The 14,475-nt window shown below is 70.7% G+C and carries 12 protein-coding genes; 9 read left to right on the top strand and 3 right to left on the bottom strand.

Annotation, left to right across the window (positions count from 1 at the left end):
• Positions 1-7 precede the first annotated feature (7 nt).
• From OG257_RS15310 to sucD, 3 genes are all read left to right on the top strand, one after another.
• Complete coding sequence (locus OG257_RS15310) at positions 8-1,183, top strand: VWA domain-containing protein (protein ID WP_329208170.1); 1,176 nt, start codon at positions 8-10, stop codon at positions 1,181-1,183.
• A gap of 371 nt (positions 1,184-1,554) precedes the next feature.
• The gene (gene sucC / locus OG257_RS15305; protein WP_329208169.1) at positions 1,555-2,736 is read left to right on the top strand and encodes an ADP-forming succinate--CoA ligase subunit beta; all 1,182 of its coding nucleotides are present in this window, start codon (positions 1,555-1,557) and stop codon (positions 2,734-2,736) included.
• Positions 2,737-2,757: 21 nt separating this feature from the next.
• Positions 2,758-3,642 (top strand): succinate--CoA ligase subunit alpha, encoded by an 885-nt coding sequence (gene sucD / locus OG257_RS15300; protein WP_329208168.1) that lies wholly within the window; start codon positions 2,758-2,760, stop codon positions 3,640-3,642.
• Positions 3,643-3,750: 108 nt separating this feature from the next.
• Here the strand turns inward: sucD and OG257_RS15295 are convergent, their stop codons facing one another.
• Positions 3,751-4,944 carry an RNA polymerase sigma factor gene (locus OG257_RS15295; RefSeq protein WP_329208166.1) on the bottom strand — a complete coding sequence of 398 codons (1,194 nt, stop codon included), beginning with the start codon at positions 4,942-4,944 and terminating at the stop codon, positions 3,751-3,753.
• A gap of 143 nt (positions 4,945-5,087) precedes the next feature.
• Here OG257_RS15295 and OG257_RS15290 point away from each other — a divergent pair, with 143 nt between their 5' ends.
• Complete coding sequence (locus OG257_RS15290; RefSeq protein WP_443054563.1) at positions 5,088-6,683, top strand: cell division protein PerM; 1,596 nt, start codon at positions 5,088-5,090, stop codon at positions 6,681-6,683.
• A 19-nt stretch (positions 6,684-6,702) separates the two neighbouring features.
• Here the strand turns inward: OG257_RS15290 and OG257_RS15285 are convergent, their stop codons facing one another.
• A complete protein-coding gene (locus OG257_RS15285) occupies positions 6,703-7,632 on the bottom strand; it encodes a hypothetical protein (RefSeq protein WP_329208162.1) in 930 nt (309 codons plus the stop codon).
• A gap of 238 nt (positions 7,633-7,870) precedes the next feature.
• Here OG257_RS15285 and purN point away from each other — a divergent pair, with 238 nt between their 5' ends.
• The 3 genes from purN (at position 7,871) to OG257_RS15270 (ending at position 11,722) form a co-directional block, all read left to right on the top strand.
• Positions 7,871-8,527, top strand: coding sequence for a phosphoribosylglycinamide formyltransferase (gene purN / locus OG257_RS15280; protein ID WP_329208160.1), 657 nt, complete (start codon positions 7,871-7,873; stop codon positions 8,525-8,527).
• Entirely contained in the window at positions 8,514-10,067 is a 1,554-nt protein-coding gene (gene purH / locus OG257_RS15275) for a bifunctional phosphoribosylaminoimidazolecarboxamide formyltransferase/IMP cyclohydrolase (RefSeq protein ID WP_329208159.1), read from the top strand. The genes purN and purH overlap by 14 nt, the downstream gene beginning before the upstream one ends.
• A 173-nt stretch (positions 10,068-10,240) precedes the next feature.
• The gene (locus OG257_RS15270; protein WP_329208157.1) at positions 10,241-11,722 is read left to right on the top strand and encodes a DUF2079 domain-containing protein; all 1,482 of its coding nucleotides are present in this window, start codon (positions 10,241-10,243) and stop codon (positions 11,720-11,722) included.
• 97 nt (positions 11,723-11,819) lie between these two features.
• Here the strand turns inward: OG257_RS15270 and OG257_RS15265 are convergent, their stop codons facing one another.
• Complete coding sequence (locus OG257_RS15265) at positions 11,820-12,428, bottom strand: hypothetical protein (protein WP_329208155.1); 609 nt, start codon at positions 12,426-12,428, stop codon at positions 11,820-11,822.
• Positions 12,429-12,665: 237 nt separating this feature from the next.
• Between OG257_RS15265 and OG257_RS15260 the strand changes: the two genes are divergently transcribed.
• Together OG257_RS15260 and OG257_RS15255 are read left to right on the top strand one after the other, a co-directional pair.
• Entirely contained in the window at positions 12,666-13,544 is an 879-nt protein-coding gene (locus OG257_RS15260; protein ID WP_329208154.1) for a bifunctional methylenetetrahydrofolate dehydrogenase/methenyltetrahydrofolate cyclohydrolase, read from the top strand.
• A gap of 20 nt (positions 13,545-13,564) precedes the next feature.
• The gene (locus OG257_RS15255) at positions 13,565-14,293 is read left to right on the top strand and encodes a DUF3017 domain-containing protein (RefSeq protein ID WP_329208152.1); all 729 of its coding nucleotides are present in this window, start codon (positions 13,565-13,567) and stop codon (positions 14,291-14,293) included.
• Positions 14,294-14,475 lie beyond the last annotated feature (182 nt).

Raw genomic sequence — 14,475 nt, 5'->3', positions numbered from 1 at the left:
GAGGGCGATGACTGCAGCTCCGGAGGACGGGGAAGAGCGGCTGCGCCGCTGGCGCATGGTCCTCGGCGCGGACAGCGCCGAGAGCACGGGCTGCACGCTCGCCGGCCGCGATGTCGCGATGGACGGTGCGCTGACCGCGCTGTACGGCGGTGGGAAGAAGCCGGGCGGTCGGGGCGGCAACGAGCGCTCCGCGGGACTCGGGGCATCCGCGCCCTCCGTGGCCCGCTGGCTCGGCGACATCCGCACCTACTTCCCGAGCTCCGTCGTCCAGATCATGCAGCGCGACGCGATCGACCGCCTCGGACTGTCCGCCCTGCTCATGGAGCCGGAGATGCTGGAGGCCGTCGAGCCGGACGTCCACCTCGTCGGCACGCTGCTCTCGCTCAGCAAGGCCATGCCCGAGACGACGAAGGAGACGGCACGCGCGGTCGTCCGCAAGGTCGTCGAGGATCTGGAGAAGCGGCTGGCCACGCGTACGAGAGCGACGCTCACCGGGGCGCTCGACCGCTCGGCGCGGATCAGCCGGCCACGGCACCGGGACATCGACTGGGACCGCACCATCCGGGCCAACCTCAAGAACTACCTGCCGGAACACCGCACGATCGTTCCCGAGCGCCTCATCGGATACGGGCGGGCGGCGCAGTCGGTGAAGAAGGACGTCATCCTCTGCATCGACCAGTCGGGGTCCATGGCGGCATCCGTCGTCCACGCCTCGGTATTCGGAGCGGTGCTCGCTTCCATGCGCACGCTGGCGACCCGGCTCGTCGTGTTCGACACGGCCGTCGTCGACCTCACCGACCAGCTCGACGACCCGGTCGACGTCCTGTTCGGCGTGCAGCTCGGCGGAGGTACGGACATCAACCGGGCGCTCGCCTACTGCCAGTCGAAGATCACCCGGCCCGCCGACACCGTCGTCGTGCTCATCAGTGATCTCTACGAGGGCGGCATCCGTGACGAGATGATCAAGCGGGTCGCCGCCATGAAGGCCTCCGGCGTGCAGTTCGTGACGCTCCTCGCGCTCTCGGACGAGGGCGCACCCGCCTACGACCGGGAGCACGCGGCCGCGCTGGGGGCGCTCGGCGCACCGGCCTTCGCCTGCACACCGGATCTGTTTCCGGAGGTGATGGCCGCGGCCATCGAGAAACGTCCTCTGCCGATACCGGACAGCGAGGTCCCGGCCTGAGGGCTGCCGGGCGGAGCGCGGGGCTCCGGAGCGATCCGTCACCGCTCGGGAGCGATCCGTCACTGCTCCGGAGTACCCGCCTCACCGGATCCGGAGCCCCGCTCACCGGTCGGGAGTTGCTCCCGCACACGGGCGGACATGCCGTTTTGTCCCTCACACCCCGGCTACCAGCGCGATCTGTGACCGTAATCACCGCTCAGGTGTGATCTGCAATTTAGGGTCCTGAGGAGCGCGGGGATAACCTGCCGGATGGACATGCCGCGTACCCGGACACCGTGTACGCCTCCCTAGTGACCGCGCAGTCACGTTGCCCCTCGCGGCACGCCCACGCAGAAAACCAACCGCGAGACCACTAAAAGGGACGGACGCGCGTGGACCTGTTCGAGTACCAGGCGAGGGACCTCTTCGCCAAGCACGGTGTACCGGTGCTGGCCGGTGAAGTCATCGACACGCCTGAGGCAGCCCGCGAGGCGACCGAGCGGCTGGGCGGCAAGTCAGTCGTCAAGGCGCAGGTGAAGGTCGGCGGCCGCGGCAAGGCCGGTGGCGTCAAGCTGGCCGCCAACCCCGACGAGGCGGTCGCCCGTGCGACCGACATCCTCGGCATGGACATCAAGGGCCACACGGTCCACAAGGTGATGATCGCCGAGCTGTCCCCGGAGATCGAGGCGGAGTACTACGTCTCGTACCTCCTCGACCGCACCAACCGCACCTTCCTGGCCATGGCCTCGGTGCAGGGCGGCATGGACATCGAGGAGGTCGCGGAGAAGACCCCCGAGGCCCTCGCGAAGGTCCCGGTCAACGCCGTGGACGGCGTCGACATCGTGAAGGCCCGCGAGATCGTGGCCCAGGCGAAGTTCCCGGCCGACGTGGCCGAGGGTGTCGCCGAGGCCCTGGTGACCCTGTGGGACACCTTCGTCGCCGAGGACGCCCTCCTCGTCGAGGTCAACCCGCTGGTGAAGACCAAGGACGGCCGGATCCTGGCCCTGGACGGAAAGGTGTCTCTCGACGAGAACGCCGACTTCCGTCAGCCCGGCCACGAGGCCCTCGAGGACAAGGCCGCGGCCAACCCGCTCGAGGCCGCCGCCAAGGCCAAGAACCTCAACTACGTCAAGCTCGAGGGCGAGGTCGGCATCATCGGTAACGGTGCCGGTCTGGTCATGTCGACGCTGGACGTCGTCGCGTACGCCGGTGAGAACCACGGCAACGTGAAGCCCGCCAACTTCCTCGACATCGGTGGCGGCGCCTCCGCAGAGGTCATGGCGAACGGCCTGGAGATCATCCTCGGCGACCCGGACGTCAAGTCCGTCTTCGTCAACGTCTTCGGTGGCATCACCGCGTGCGACGAGGTCGCCAACGGCATCGTCCAGGCGCTTGAGCTGCTCAAGTCCAAGGGCGAAGCGGTCACCAAGCCGCTCGTCGTGCGCCTCGACGGCAACAACGCGGAGCTGGGTCGCAAGATCCTCTCCGACGCCAACCACCCGCTCGTGCAGCGCGTGGACACCATGGACGGCGCGGCCGACAAGGCCGCCGAGCTCGCCGCGGCTGCGAAGTAAGGGACGAGGGACTCCAACACCATGGCTATCTTCCTCACCAAGGACAGCAAGGTCATCGTCCAGGGGATGACCGGCGCCACGGGCATGAAGCACACCAAGCTCATGCTGGCCGACGGCACCAACATCGTCGGTGGCGTGAACCCGCGCAAGGCCGGTACCTCCGTCGACTTCGACGGCACCGAGGTACCCGTCTTCGGGTCCGTCGCCGAGGCGATCGAGAAGACCGGCGCCGACGTGTCGGTTCTCTTCGTGCCGCCGGCCTTCGCGAAGGCCGCTGTCGTCGAGGCGATCGACGCCGAGATCCCGCTGGCCGTCGTCATCACCGAGGGCATCGCTGTCCACGACTCGGCCGCCTTCTGGGCGTACGCCGGCTCGAAGGGCAACAAGACCCGGATCATCGGCCCGAACTGCCCCGGCCTGATCACCCCCGGTCAGTCCAACGCCGGCATCATCCCGGGCGACATCACCAAGCCCGGCCGCATCGGTCTCGTGTCCAAGTCGGGCACGCTGACCTACCAGATGATGTACGAGCTCCGTGACATCGGCTTCTCGTCCGCCGTCGGTATCGGTGGCGACCCGGTCATCGGTACGACGCACATCGACGCCCTCGCGGCGTTCGAGGCGGACCCCGAGACCGACCTCATCGTGATGATCGGCGAGATCGGCGGCGACGCCGAGGAGCGTGCTGCCGACTACATCGCGAAGAACGTCACGAAGCCGGTCGTCGGTTACGTCGCGGGCTTCACCGCCCCCGAGGGCAAGACCATGGGCCACGCAGGCGCCATCGTCTCCGGCTCCTCCGGCACCGCCGCCGCCAAGAAGGAGGCCCTCGAGGCCGCCGGCGTGAAGGTCGGCAAGACGCCGACCGAGACCGCCAAGCTGGCGCGCGAGATCCTCGGCGGCTGATTGCGCGTCGCGGCGGCCTGTCCGCCGCGGCACCGCGTCACCGCAGCAACGGCTCGGGCCCGCACTCCTCGCAGGAGGAGTGCGGGCCCGAGCCGTTGCCGTACCCGGTCAGGGGATCCGCGGCACCAGGCGTTCCGGGCCGTGCGCGAGCTCGCCGCGCAGCGCCTTCTGCAGCTCCAGATCCTGCGGGGTCAGCTTTTCCGGGCCGCCGCGAGGAGGCACGCCGCCGACCCGCTCGGCCGGTGCGATCGGCTGCTCGTACTGCGTGGGAGCGGTCTTCAGGGTGAACGCCGTCGTGCCGATGAGCAGCACGGCGAAGCAGATCGCCGCCCGGGTCCAGAGTTCGGCCTTGCGTTCGCTGCCCCGGCGGACGGTCCGGGCCGGTGGCGGTGCGGGCACCTGTTCGGTCAGGGCGAGCGAGCCGAGCCGCTCCTGGAGCAGCGCGGACTGCTCACCGGGGGACACGGGGTCCGCCAGTTCGGGCAGCCGCTCGGCGATGGCGGCCCGCGCGTTCAGCAGCCGGCTCGCCGCCGCCGGGGTGCTCGCCTCGGTCTCGGCAGCCGTCTCCGGCAGATCCAGGCCCACACCGTCGTAGAGCAGCAGGGTGCGCCGGTGCGCCGGCGGCATGGTGAGCAGCGCGTCGAGCAGTGCGCGCTGCCCCGGATCCTCGGGCAGCGCGTCGGGGTGGCGATGGGCGCGGCGCAGCCGGTGCCAGGGTGACATCGCGTACTCGTACGCCGCCGCGCGCACCCAGCCGCCCGGGTCGCGGTCCCTGGCGACCTCGGGCCAGCGCTGCCAGGCGAGCTGGAAGGCGTGCTCCACGGCCTCCTGGGACAGATTCCGGCGACCGGTCAGCAGGTAGGCCTGGTGGACGAGGCTCGGAGCGACGCGTGTGTACAGGGCGTCGAACGCTTCTTCGGCGGCCGTGAGCCCCGCCGGGGCCGGTGCCGCGGGTGGGGAGGAGGGGGCCGGAGCTGCCTCGGTGCCTGTGGCAGTCCCGGTTCCGGTGCCGGGCTCGGTCGGGGACATGGTGGTGCTCCCGGTGGCTTCGACGGTGGGGGGCGGCGATTCCCGCGGCCCCGTGCGGGTGTCTGCGGAGCCGATCAGCCTGGAGTACGCGGTGCGCTTGCGGCCCCGTGGGCTGGTGCGCCCCGACTCCCAGGCACGGACGGTGGCCGCTGTGACGCCCACGGCCGCTGCGACCTGCTCCTCACTCAGTGCCCTTGCCTCACGCAGCCGTCGGCGCTCCTTGGGGGAGGGCAACGGCGCGGCGGTGACCGGACCGGTGGTGCTCCGTGTCATGTCCGGCCCCCGTAGACACTGCACTGGGTGAAAAAGTACATAAACGTATATTGAGCGACACAGCGGCCGTTCGCCCGTTACACGAAATAAGCGCGTGTCGTTGGGAGCATGGCCGGGTGACCCAAGTGACCGAGCGCAGCCCGATGTTGCCTGCCGAGCGGAGCAGGTCGGCCGCTATGGCCTCCGCCTTTGTACGCGGGGCGATCGCGGCGGGGCTCGGGCTCGGCTCGCTGTCCGTCCTGGTCATGGTGCTGTGGATCAGCTCCCCGTACCCCGACAGCGGTCCGGGTGAGGCCCTCCACGCGGCGACCGGGATGTGGCTCCTCGCGCACGGCGCCGAGCTCGTCAGGACCGACACCCTGAGCGGCAACCCGGCCCCCGTGGCGACCGTCCCGCTGCTCCTCGTCGTGCTGCCGGTGTGGCTGGTCCACCGGGCCGCACGGGATTCCGCGGAACCGGAGGAGGGTTCCGCGGCGAGGCATTCGGCCATCGGTGCGTTCTTCGCGGTGACCGCCGGATATCTGCTGGTGGCGCTGGCCGCGGCGGCGTACGCACGGGGTGGCGGGCTGCCTGCCGAGCGGACCTCGCTCGCCTTTCCGCTCACCGTGGTGGTGGCCGGCGCGGCAGCGGCCGGAGCCTGGACGGCGTGCGGGCGCCCGGTGGCTCCGCTGATGGTCTGGGCGCCGCTGAGACTGCAGGAGGCTGTCGCCAGGTCCCGGTTCCGGGCGGGAACGCAGGCGGTCCTCCGGTCGGTGGCGGCCGGTGTGACGGTGCTGCTCTGCGGGGGCGCCCTGGTGGTCGCCGTGGCGCTGGTGTGGCACGGGGGAGCGGCTCGGGAGTCCTACCTCGCACTGTCCGGCCACTGGGCGGACCGGGTCGCCGTCCTGCTCCTGGCGCTCGCCCTCGTACCGAATGCGGCGATGTGGGGTGCGGCGTACGGCCTCGGGCCGGGTTTCGCCCTCGGTACGGCGTCCACGGCCACCCCGCTCGCCTTCGCCGGGCACCCGGCGCTGCCCGACTTCCCGCTGCTTGCCGCTGTGCCGTCCCCGGGGCCGGGAACGGCCGCGAACTGGGCGGCGGTGGCGGTGCCGGTGGCCGCCGGGTTCGCGGTCGCCCGCTTCACGGCGCGGGGGGCGGCTCCCGACGACGGGGTGCGCGAGGAGGCCTGGAGCCCACGGGACACGGCGCTGGCGGCAGCGCTGGGGGCCGTCGGATGCGGAGCGGGTGCGGCGGTACTGGCCGCGGCCTCGGGCGGGCCGATGGGCACCGGGGCGCTCGCGGAGTTCGGCCCCGTCTGGTGGCTGGTGGGGCCGGCCGCGCTGGCGTGGACAGCCGTGGTCGGCGTACCGGTGGCGCTGCTGCTCAGGTTCTGGCGGTTGCGGGAACACCCGTGGGGGTGGCGGAGGGATCCGGTGGAGCGTGCGGAGGAGGAGCCGAAGGGGCGGGCCGGCGGGAAGGGGGACGACAGAGCGACGGGGAAGAGCGGCGGTGAGGACAGGGCGGAGGTACGGCTCCCGGACCCGGAGCCGTACGAATTCCTGCCGGCCGACCCGTGGCACGAGGACGGTGCCAGGAAGGCGCGCTGGGCCTCGCTCCGCAAGAGCTCCGGCGGGCTGATGGCGGACTTCCCCGCGGTTCCCGGTGCTGACAGCGCCTCGGCGAAGGGTGACGGAACGCCGGCCGGCCGGGTTCCGGATGCCCAGGGGCACCCGGAACCCGGCCGGGGGACTGCTTCGTAGCGGGCGGCTTCCCCGGGCGCTACTTCTTCACGCCGAAGAAGGGTTCCAGCGGCTCGGGCAGCAGATCGTTGCAGGCCAGGGCGCCGGACTTGGTGAGCGCGTCGTTCACGCAGGTGTAGTAGTCGCGGTAGACCAGCTGGACCGTGAACGACGTGGCGACGATCAGCAGGGCGAGCAGCGCGGTGACCAGACCGCTGACCGCTGCCGTGGTCTGCTGCCTGCCGCTGTTCTGCGGCGCACCCACGGGCGGGGCCACAGGAGGTGCACCGGGCGGGGTGGGTGCAGGGGTACGGCCCTGGGCCGCATCACTTGTCGCGCCGGTCGCGCCGCCGGTGGCGCTCTGTGCCGGGGTCTTCCGCGGTCCTGCGCGCAAGGCGCTGACCGACCAGTACACAGCGAGTGCGCCGAGGAGCAGCGCGATCTCGGGGAAGTCGAAGAGGGCGAAGAAGAACGCCCACATGCCGCCCAGCACCGCGTAGCGGGCTCGGCGCTGCGCGGGGTCGGTCGGGTCCCAGCGCAGTCCGCCGGGGTTGCCCTCGGGGCCGCCGCCCGGGCCGCCCTGCCCGCCGGTGCCGCCGGGGCGGCTGCCGAAGCCGCCGTTCTGCCGGCCCGGCTGCTGGTCGCTCCACTGGCTGCCCCAGACGGGGCGGTCGTCGGACGGACCCTCGCCGTTGCCGCCGTTGCCTTCGTTGCCTCCCGCGCCGTGGGACGGGTGGCGCGGCTGCCAGGGCTGGTCGGGCCGGTCCTCGGGCGGGGCGGCGAACGGGTTGTCGTCGGAAGGGGAGGAGGATCCCGGTGCCGACGAGGAGTCCGGTGCGCCGGAGGAGCCTGTCGCGGAGGGGTCCGGCGATGAGGAGGAGTCCGGCGATGAGGACTGGCGTTCCCGCATCAGCGTGAAGGTCCGCTCGGGCAGCGGGTGGCCAAAGGAGGTGCGGAGGCGGTCCGGCATGTGGTGAACGTCTTCCCCATCTCGTCATTTCCGCCCTGAGGACGGTTCGCTGTCCCCTGACGCTACCTCCCGGCCACGCCCCCGTCCCGTGGGGGCCGCTGGGTGTGCCGGTATCGTTGCTGACGGTCGGCCCGTTCGTAGAGTTCCCCGTATCGAGGGGCGAGATTCTTTCGTACGACCATACAAATGCAACTCCAGTACATCGCACCTGCCTTACCACGCGAGAAAGGGCCCTGCTGTGGCCTCCCCGCCCCCCTCCGCCGCTCCGGCCCGTCTGGTTGTCCTGGTCTCCGGATCGGGCACGAACCTCCAAGCCCTGCTCGACGCCATCGGTGACGACCCCGAGGGCTACGGCGCCCGGATCGTCGCGGTCGGCGCGGACCGCTACGGCACCCTCGGCCTCGAGCGCGCCGAGCGTGCCGGGGTCCCCACCTTCGTGTGCAAGGTCGGCGAGTACGCGACCCGCGAGGAGTGGGACGTCGCGCTGACCGACGCCGTGGCGGAGCACCGCCCGGACCTCGTCGTGTCCGCGGGGTTCATGAAGATCGTGGGCAAGGGCTTCCTCGCCGGGTTCGGCGGCCGGTTCATCAACACCCACCCCGCCCTGCTCCCCAGCTTTCCCGGTGCCCACGGGGTGCGCGACGCGCTCGCGTACGGCGTGAAGGTCACCGGGTGCACCGTCCACTTCGTCGACGACGGCGTCGACACCGGTCCGATCATCGCGCAGGGCGTGGTCGAGGTGACCGAAGAGGACACCCCGGAGGGCGAAGCGGCCCTCCACGAACGCATCAAGGAAGTCGAGCGCAAGCTGCTCGTCGAGGCCGTAGGGCGGCTCGCCCGCGACGGCTATCGCATTGAGGGACGAAAGGTTCATCTCGGTCATGTCGGTGAATAAGCCCATCCGCCGCGCTCTGGTCAGTGTCTACGACAAGACGGGGCTCGAGGACCTCGCCCGCGGTCTGCACGAGGCGGGTGTCGAGCTGGTCTCCACCGGCTCCACCGCCGGGAAGATCGCTGCAGCCGGGGTGCCGGTCACCAAGGTCGAGGAGCTCACCGGCTTCCCCGAGTGCCTCGACGGCCGCGTCAAGACGCTGCACCCCCGGGTGCACGCCGGCATCCTCGCGGACCTGCGTCTGGACGCCCACCGTGAGCAGCTCGCCGAGCTCGGCGTGGAGCCGTTCGACCTCGTGGTCGTCAACCTGTACCCGTTCAAGGAGACCGTCGCCTCCGGCGCGTCCGACGACGAGTGCGTGGAGCAGATCGACATCGGCGGTCCCTCGATGGTCCGCGCCGCCGCCAAGAACCACCCGTCCGTGGCGGTCGTGACGAGCCCGGAGCGTTACGCCGACGTCCTGGCCGCGGTCAAGGCCGGCGGCTTCGACCTGACCGCCCGCAAGCGGCTCGCCGCCGAGGCCTTCCGGCACACCGCCGCGTACGACGTGGCCGTCGCCTCCTGGTTCGCGGACGACTACGCGGCCTCGGACGACTCGGGCCTCCCCGAGTTCCTCGGCGACACGTTCGTACGCAAGAACGTCCTGCGCTACGGCGAGAACCCGCACCAGCCCGCCGCGCTCTACACCTCCGGCGAGGGCGGCCTCGCCGAGGCCGAGCAGCTGCACGGCAAGGAGATGTCCTACAACAACTACACGGACACCGACGCCGCGCGCCGGGCCGCGTACGACCACGCCGAGCCGTGCGTCGCGATCATCAAGCACGCCAACCCGTGCGGCATCGCGATCGCGGACGACGTGGCCGAGGCGCACCGCAACGCCCACGCCTGCGACCCGCTGTCGGCCTTCGGCGGTGTCATCGCCGTCAACCGTCCGGTGACCGTGGCGCTGGCCGAACAGGTCGCGGAGATCTTCACCGAGGTCATCGTCGCCCCGGCGTACGAGGACGGCGCGGTCGAGATCCTCGCCCGCAAGAAGAACATCCGGGTGCTGCGCTGTCCCGACGCCCTGACCACCGCGTTCGAGGTGAAGCCCATCGACGGCGGCGCGCTGCTCCAGGTCACCGACCGGCTCCAGGCCGACGGCGACGACCCGGCCAACTGGACCCTCGCGACCGGCGAGGCACTCTCCGCGGACGAGCTCAGGGAGCTCGCCTTCGCGTGGAAGGCCTGCCGTGCGGTCAAGTCCAACGCGATCCTGCTCGCCAAGGACGGCGCCTCGGTCGGCGTCGGCATGGGCCAGGTCAACCGCGTCGACTCCGCCAAGCTCGCCGTCGAGCGGGCAGGCGAGGAGCGGGCGCGCGGTGCGTACGCCGCGTCGGACGCCTTCTTCCCCTTCCCCGACGGTCTGGAGATTCTCACCGCCGCCGGGATCAGGGCCGTGGCCCAGCCGGGCGGCTCGGTCCGCGACGAACTGGTGATCGAGGCAGCGAAGAAGGCGGGCGTGACCATGTACTTCACGGGCACGCGCCACTTCTTCCACTGATAACTGGGCAGTGATCCGGCGCAGGCCGCACCCGCTCCGGGTGCGGCCTGCGCCGCGTCCCGGCGTACGGAGATCAGTCGTCCCTCTGTTCTAATGAATGGCCTTGTCGGGCCGTAGTGGCTGGACCGGTACGACCGGCAGAGACCAGCGAGGGAATCCGTTGCGGGGGCATCGTGCTTGACCTGAACCAGAGCGACACGGACGTTCCCGGAGGCCGGGAACAGCCGGAAACGGCCCCCGAGCGGGCCGACGGTCCGTCGGGCCCCGGGCCGTTGCGCCCCTATCTGATCGTGGCCGCACTCCTGTGCGCGCTCTACTTCCTTTACGCGTACCTGCGGTACAGCCACTTCCAGTCGCCCTCCTGGGACCTGGGCATCTTCGAGCAGGAGGTGCGCGCGTACGCCGGGCTGAACGCCCCGGTCGTCAACATCAAGGGCCCCGGCTACCTGATACTCGGCGACCACTTCAGCCCCGTGGTGGCGCTCCTCGTCCCCCTCTACTGGATCTGGCCGTCCGCCCTCGCGCTGCTGTTCGCCCAGGCCGCCCTGTTCGCAGCCTCCGCGGTCATCGTCGGGCGCACCGTCCAGCAGCTCCTGGGCGGCCGTTCCGGCCTCTGCGCCACCGTCGCCTACGGGCTCTCCTGGGGCCTCCAGGAGGCGGTGAAGGCCGACTTCCACGAAATAGCGTTCGCCGTCCCGATGATCGCCCTCGTCTGCCGCGCGCTTCTCCTGCAGCGCTGGACGGCCGCCGTCCTCTGGGCGCTGCCCCTGGTCCTGATCAAGGAGGACCTCGGGATCACCGTCGCGGTCGTCGGCGCCCTCCTCGCCCTCTACGGGCGCCGGCTCCAGGGCATGCTGCTGGCGGCCTTCGGGGTGTTCGCGTTCGCGCTGACCGTGCTCGTCCTCATACCGGCGGCCAGCAGCGCGGGGACGTACGACTACTGGAAGAAGATCGACAAGAACGGTGAGCAGGAGGTCTCCCTGCTCGACTCCGTCCTCGGCGTCCTCGACTCCTCCGTCAAGGTGGAGATGCTGATCTTCCTGGTCGGCATCACCGCCTTCATGGCGCTGCGCTCGCCCCTGATGCTGCTCGTGCTGCCCACGCTCGGCTGGCGGCTGCTGTCCCAGGACTCCAACCACTGGGGCATGGTCTGGCACTACAGCGCGATCCTCATGCCGGTCGTCTTCCTGGCGATGGCCGACGGCATCCGCCGCAGCCGCGCCTCGGAACGGCCCTGGCTCCTCGCGTACGCGAACGTCGCCGTGCCCGTGGCCGCGGCGATCGCCGTGACCCTCACCCAGCACCTTCCCCTGCGCGACCTGCTGCGCCCGGAGTTCTACCGCTCCGAAGCGCGCGTCGAGGCGGCCGAGGAAGCTCTGGACGCCATCCCCAAGGGTGCGCGCGTGGAGACGGACATCACTTTGATGGCGCACCTGACCGGTGACCGCACGGTCTACTGGGTCGGCGGCGCCCCGGGCACCGCTCCCGACGTCGTGGCGATCAACCTGGACTTCGGCTGGTCGACGCCGATCGACGATCCGGTGAAGTACGCCCAGCAGCTCCATCCCGAGGCGCGCTACCGGATCAAGCACCGGTCGGGGTCCTTCGTCGTGATGGAGCGGACGACTCCGGCCCCGTCCGGTTTCCGCTCCTGAGCGCAGCCCCCGGCGCCCCGGGAACACCGAAGGCCGCAGGCCCCGCGGAACGCGGGAGCTGCGGCCTTGTCGGTGGGACTGCACCCCACCCGGTGGATCAGTACTGCGGCTGCTGCTGGCGGTTGAACCAGCTGCCACCGTCGGACTTCGCCACGAAGACGACGACGAGGATGGCCAGAACGGTGTGGACGAGGCCGACCACGATGAACGGGTAGATGCCGAGGATCGCGGTGATCACACCGAAGACCATCGCGGTGATGCGGATGCCGTTGCCACCGCTGCCGAACTTGACGGCGAGGAACACGGCGAGGACACCCCACAGCACCGCGAAGGCGACGATGCCCCACAGGGCGTTGCCCGAGTAGTCCGCGAGCTCCTGGAACTGGACGTCCTCCTGCAGCGAGGCGTCGTTCTTGGCAGCGTTCACCGCCGCGGCGGCGATCGCGAAGATGATCGCACCGATCAGCTGCAGGCCCGCGATCACGTAGAGCATGACCCGCGCGGACTTCACGCCACCGGGCATCTCCGTGGGAACGCCGGGGAAGCCGCCGTAGCCGGCCTGGACGGGGGGCGCCTGCGGGTAGCCGTAGCCCTGCTGCGGCACGCCCTGGGGGGCCTGCTGCGGGTAGCCGTAGCCCGGCTGCTGCCCGCCCGGCTGCTGGCCCTGCTGCTGGCCGTAGGGGTTGTTGGGGTCGCCGAAGCTCATGGCGGAATTCCTCCGTTGCAAATGTGCGGGGACGACGCGGTCCGGGCGGAGGAACGATGCGCAATCCGAAACGGTTGGTCCCCCCGACACTGTCCGCGATACTGCGCGCCTCATCGTCGTCCTGACATCGGCTTTCTGTCCAGTCAACCGGCAAATGTGTTGTGCAAGTGCAACCTCGTGTCCACGGTGCAACCCAGAATTGGTATGCGGGTGGGGTCATCCGCGAGGATGGGTGCCATGACTGCCCAGATTCTCGATGGCAAGGCCACCGCAGCTGCGATCAAATCCGATCTGACCGTCCGCGTGGCGGCCCTCAAGGCGCAGGGCATCACCCCCGGCCTGGGAACCCTGCTCGTCGGGGACGACCCGGGCAGCCGGTGGTACGTCAACGGCAAGCACCGTGACTGCGCACAGGTCGGCATCGGCTCCATCCAGCGCGAACTCCCCGACACCGCCACCCAGGAGGACATCGAGGAGGTCGTACGGGAGCTCAACGCCAACCCCGAATGCACCGGCTACATCGTGCAGCTCCCCCTCCCCAAGGGCATCGACACCAACCGTGTCCTCGAGCTGATGGACCCGGCGAAGGACGCCGACGGGCTGCACCCCATGAGCCTCGGCAAGCTCGTGCTGAACGAGACCGGCCCGCTGCCCTGCACCCCGCAGGGTGTCGTCACGCTGCTCCGCAAGCACGGTGTGGAGATCAACGGTGCCCACGTGGTGGTCGTCGGACGCGGTGTCACCATCGGCCGCTCGATCCCGCTGCTGCTGACCCGTAAGTCCGAGAACGCGACCGTCACCCAGTGCCACACCGGCACGCGTGATCTCTCGGCCCACCTCAGGCAGGCCGACATCATCGTCGCCGCCGCCGGTGTGCCGCACCTCATCAAGCCCGAGGACGTGAAGCCGGGCGCGGCCGTGCTCGACGTCGGCGTCAGCAGGGACGAGAACGGCAAGATCGTCGGCGATGTGCACCCCGGTGTCGCCGAGGTCGCCGCGTGGGTCGCCCCGAACCCGGGCGGCGTCGGACCCATGACCCGTGCCCAGCTGCTGGTCAACGTGGTCGAGGCGGCCGAGCGTGCGGCGGCCGATGCCTCTGCCGTCTCCGCCGGCTGATCCGGGCCGGTAGGAGCGTCATGGGTGCTGGTACGAGTCCGGCGGACGGTGCGCACGCCGGCGAGGCTGTTGAAACGGACGAGGCGGTTGTGCCCAGCGGTTCGGGCGATGCGGTTGTGACCGAAGGTCCGGACGAGACGGCTGTTACGGACCTTCCGGCTGGGTCGCCATCGACGGATGGGTCCCACGAGGCACCGGCGGCCGCATCGGCCGGTGAGTCCGAGTCCGACGAGGCACCGGCAGTCGGCGAGTCCGACGAGGAGCCCTCGGCGGGTGAGTCCCACGAGGCGTCCCCGGCCGGTGAGTCCGACGAGGCGTCCCCGGAGGGTGCCGGCGGTGGCGGCTCCACCCGGGCGCCCTCGCGGCGCTTCTCGCTGACCCGTGACACCGCCCGTCCCGAGGGCGGCGGCCGCGCCGCGCCGGGGGACGCTCCCGCGCCCGCCCGGCAGTGGCCGCTGCTCACCGTGCTCTGCACCGCCGGTGTCGGGCTGCTGATCGTGGGGGCCGACCCCTTCGCTGAAGCCTTCAGGATCGGCGCGATGCTGATGGGCATCGCCCTCCTGGCGGGGGCGGTGCTGCGCTGGGTGGTTCCTTCGGTCGGCATGCTGGCCGTACGGTCCCGGTTCACCGATCTCGTCACGTACGGCCTGATGGGCACCCTGATCGTCCTGCTCGCGCTGATGGCGCAGCCCGAGCCGTGGCTGGACGTCCCCATCCTGGAGGACGTCGTCCACTTCACCATCCGCTAGAAGCCTGTGGTGTCCGTCCCCTCCCCCGAGAAGGGACGGACACCGGACGGGACGTCCCGGAGCAAGAAACGCCGGAATGCGGTGACTTGAGCGGCCTTGCCCCGTCCTGCCTCCAGGGTCATGGACATGAGGTGTCCGGTTCAAGGGATGGCAGTGGCCTGTGGCACGGAAGTGACCATTCC

It is taken from the genome of Streptomyces sp. NBC_00683, from assembly GCF_036226745.1.
Taxonomy (GTDB): domain Bacteria; phylum Actinomycetota; class Actinomycetes; order Streptomycetales; family Streptomycetaceae; genus Streptomyces.
This window is presented reverse-complemented; position numbering and strand designations above follow the sequence as displayed.

Coding starts and splice junctions, on each gene's coding strand:
- OG257_RS15265 (WP_329208155.1), bottom strand. CDS start 12,428: ATGAGCTTCGGCGACCCCAACAACCCCTACGGCCAGCAGCAGGGCCAG.
- OG257_RS15255 (WP_329208152.1), top strand. CDS start 13,565: ATGGGTGCTGGTACGAGTCCGGCGGACGGTGCGCACGCCGGCGAGGCT.
- OG257_RS15285 (WP_329208162.1), bottom strand. CDS start 7,632: ATGCCGGACCGCCTCCGCACCTCCTTTGGCCACCCGCTGCCCGAGCGG.
- purH (WP_329208159.1), top strand. CDS start 8,514: ATGTCGGTGAATAAGCCCATCCGCCGCGCTCTGGTCAGTGTCTACGAC.
- OG257_RS15290 (WP_443054563.1), top strand. CDS start 5,088: ATGTTGCCTGCCGAGCGGAGCAGGTCGGCCGCTATGGCCTCCGCCTTT.
- OG257_RS15295 (WP_329208166.1), bottom strand. CDS start 4,944: ATGACACGGAGCACCACCGGTCCGGTCACCGCCGCGCCGTTGCCCTCC.
- OG257_RS15310 (WP_329208170.1), top strand. CDS start 8: ATGACTGCAGCTCCGGAGGACGGGGAAGAGCGGCTGCGCCGCTGGCGC.
- OG257_RS15260 (WP_329208154.1), top strand. CDS start 12,666: ATGACTGCCCAGATTCTCGATGGCAAGGCCACCGCAGCTGCGATCAAA.
- sucD (WP_329208168.1), top strand. CDS start 2,758: ATGGCTATCTTCCTCACCAAGGACAGCAAGGTCATCGTCCAGGGGATG.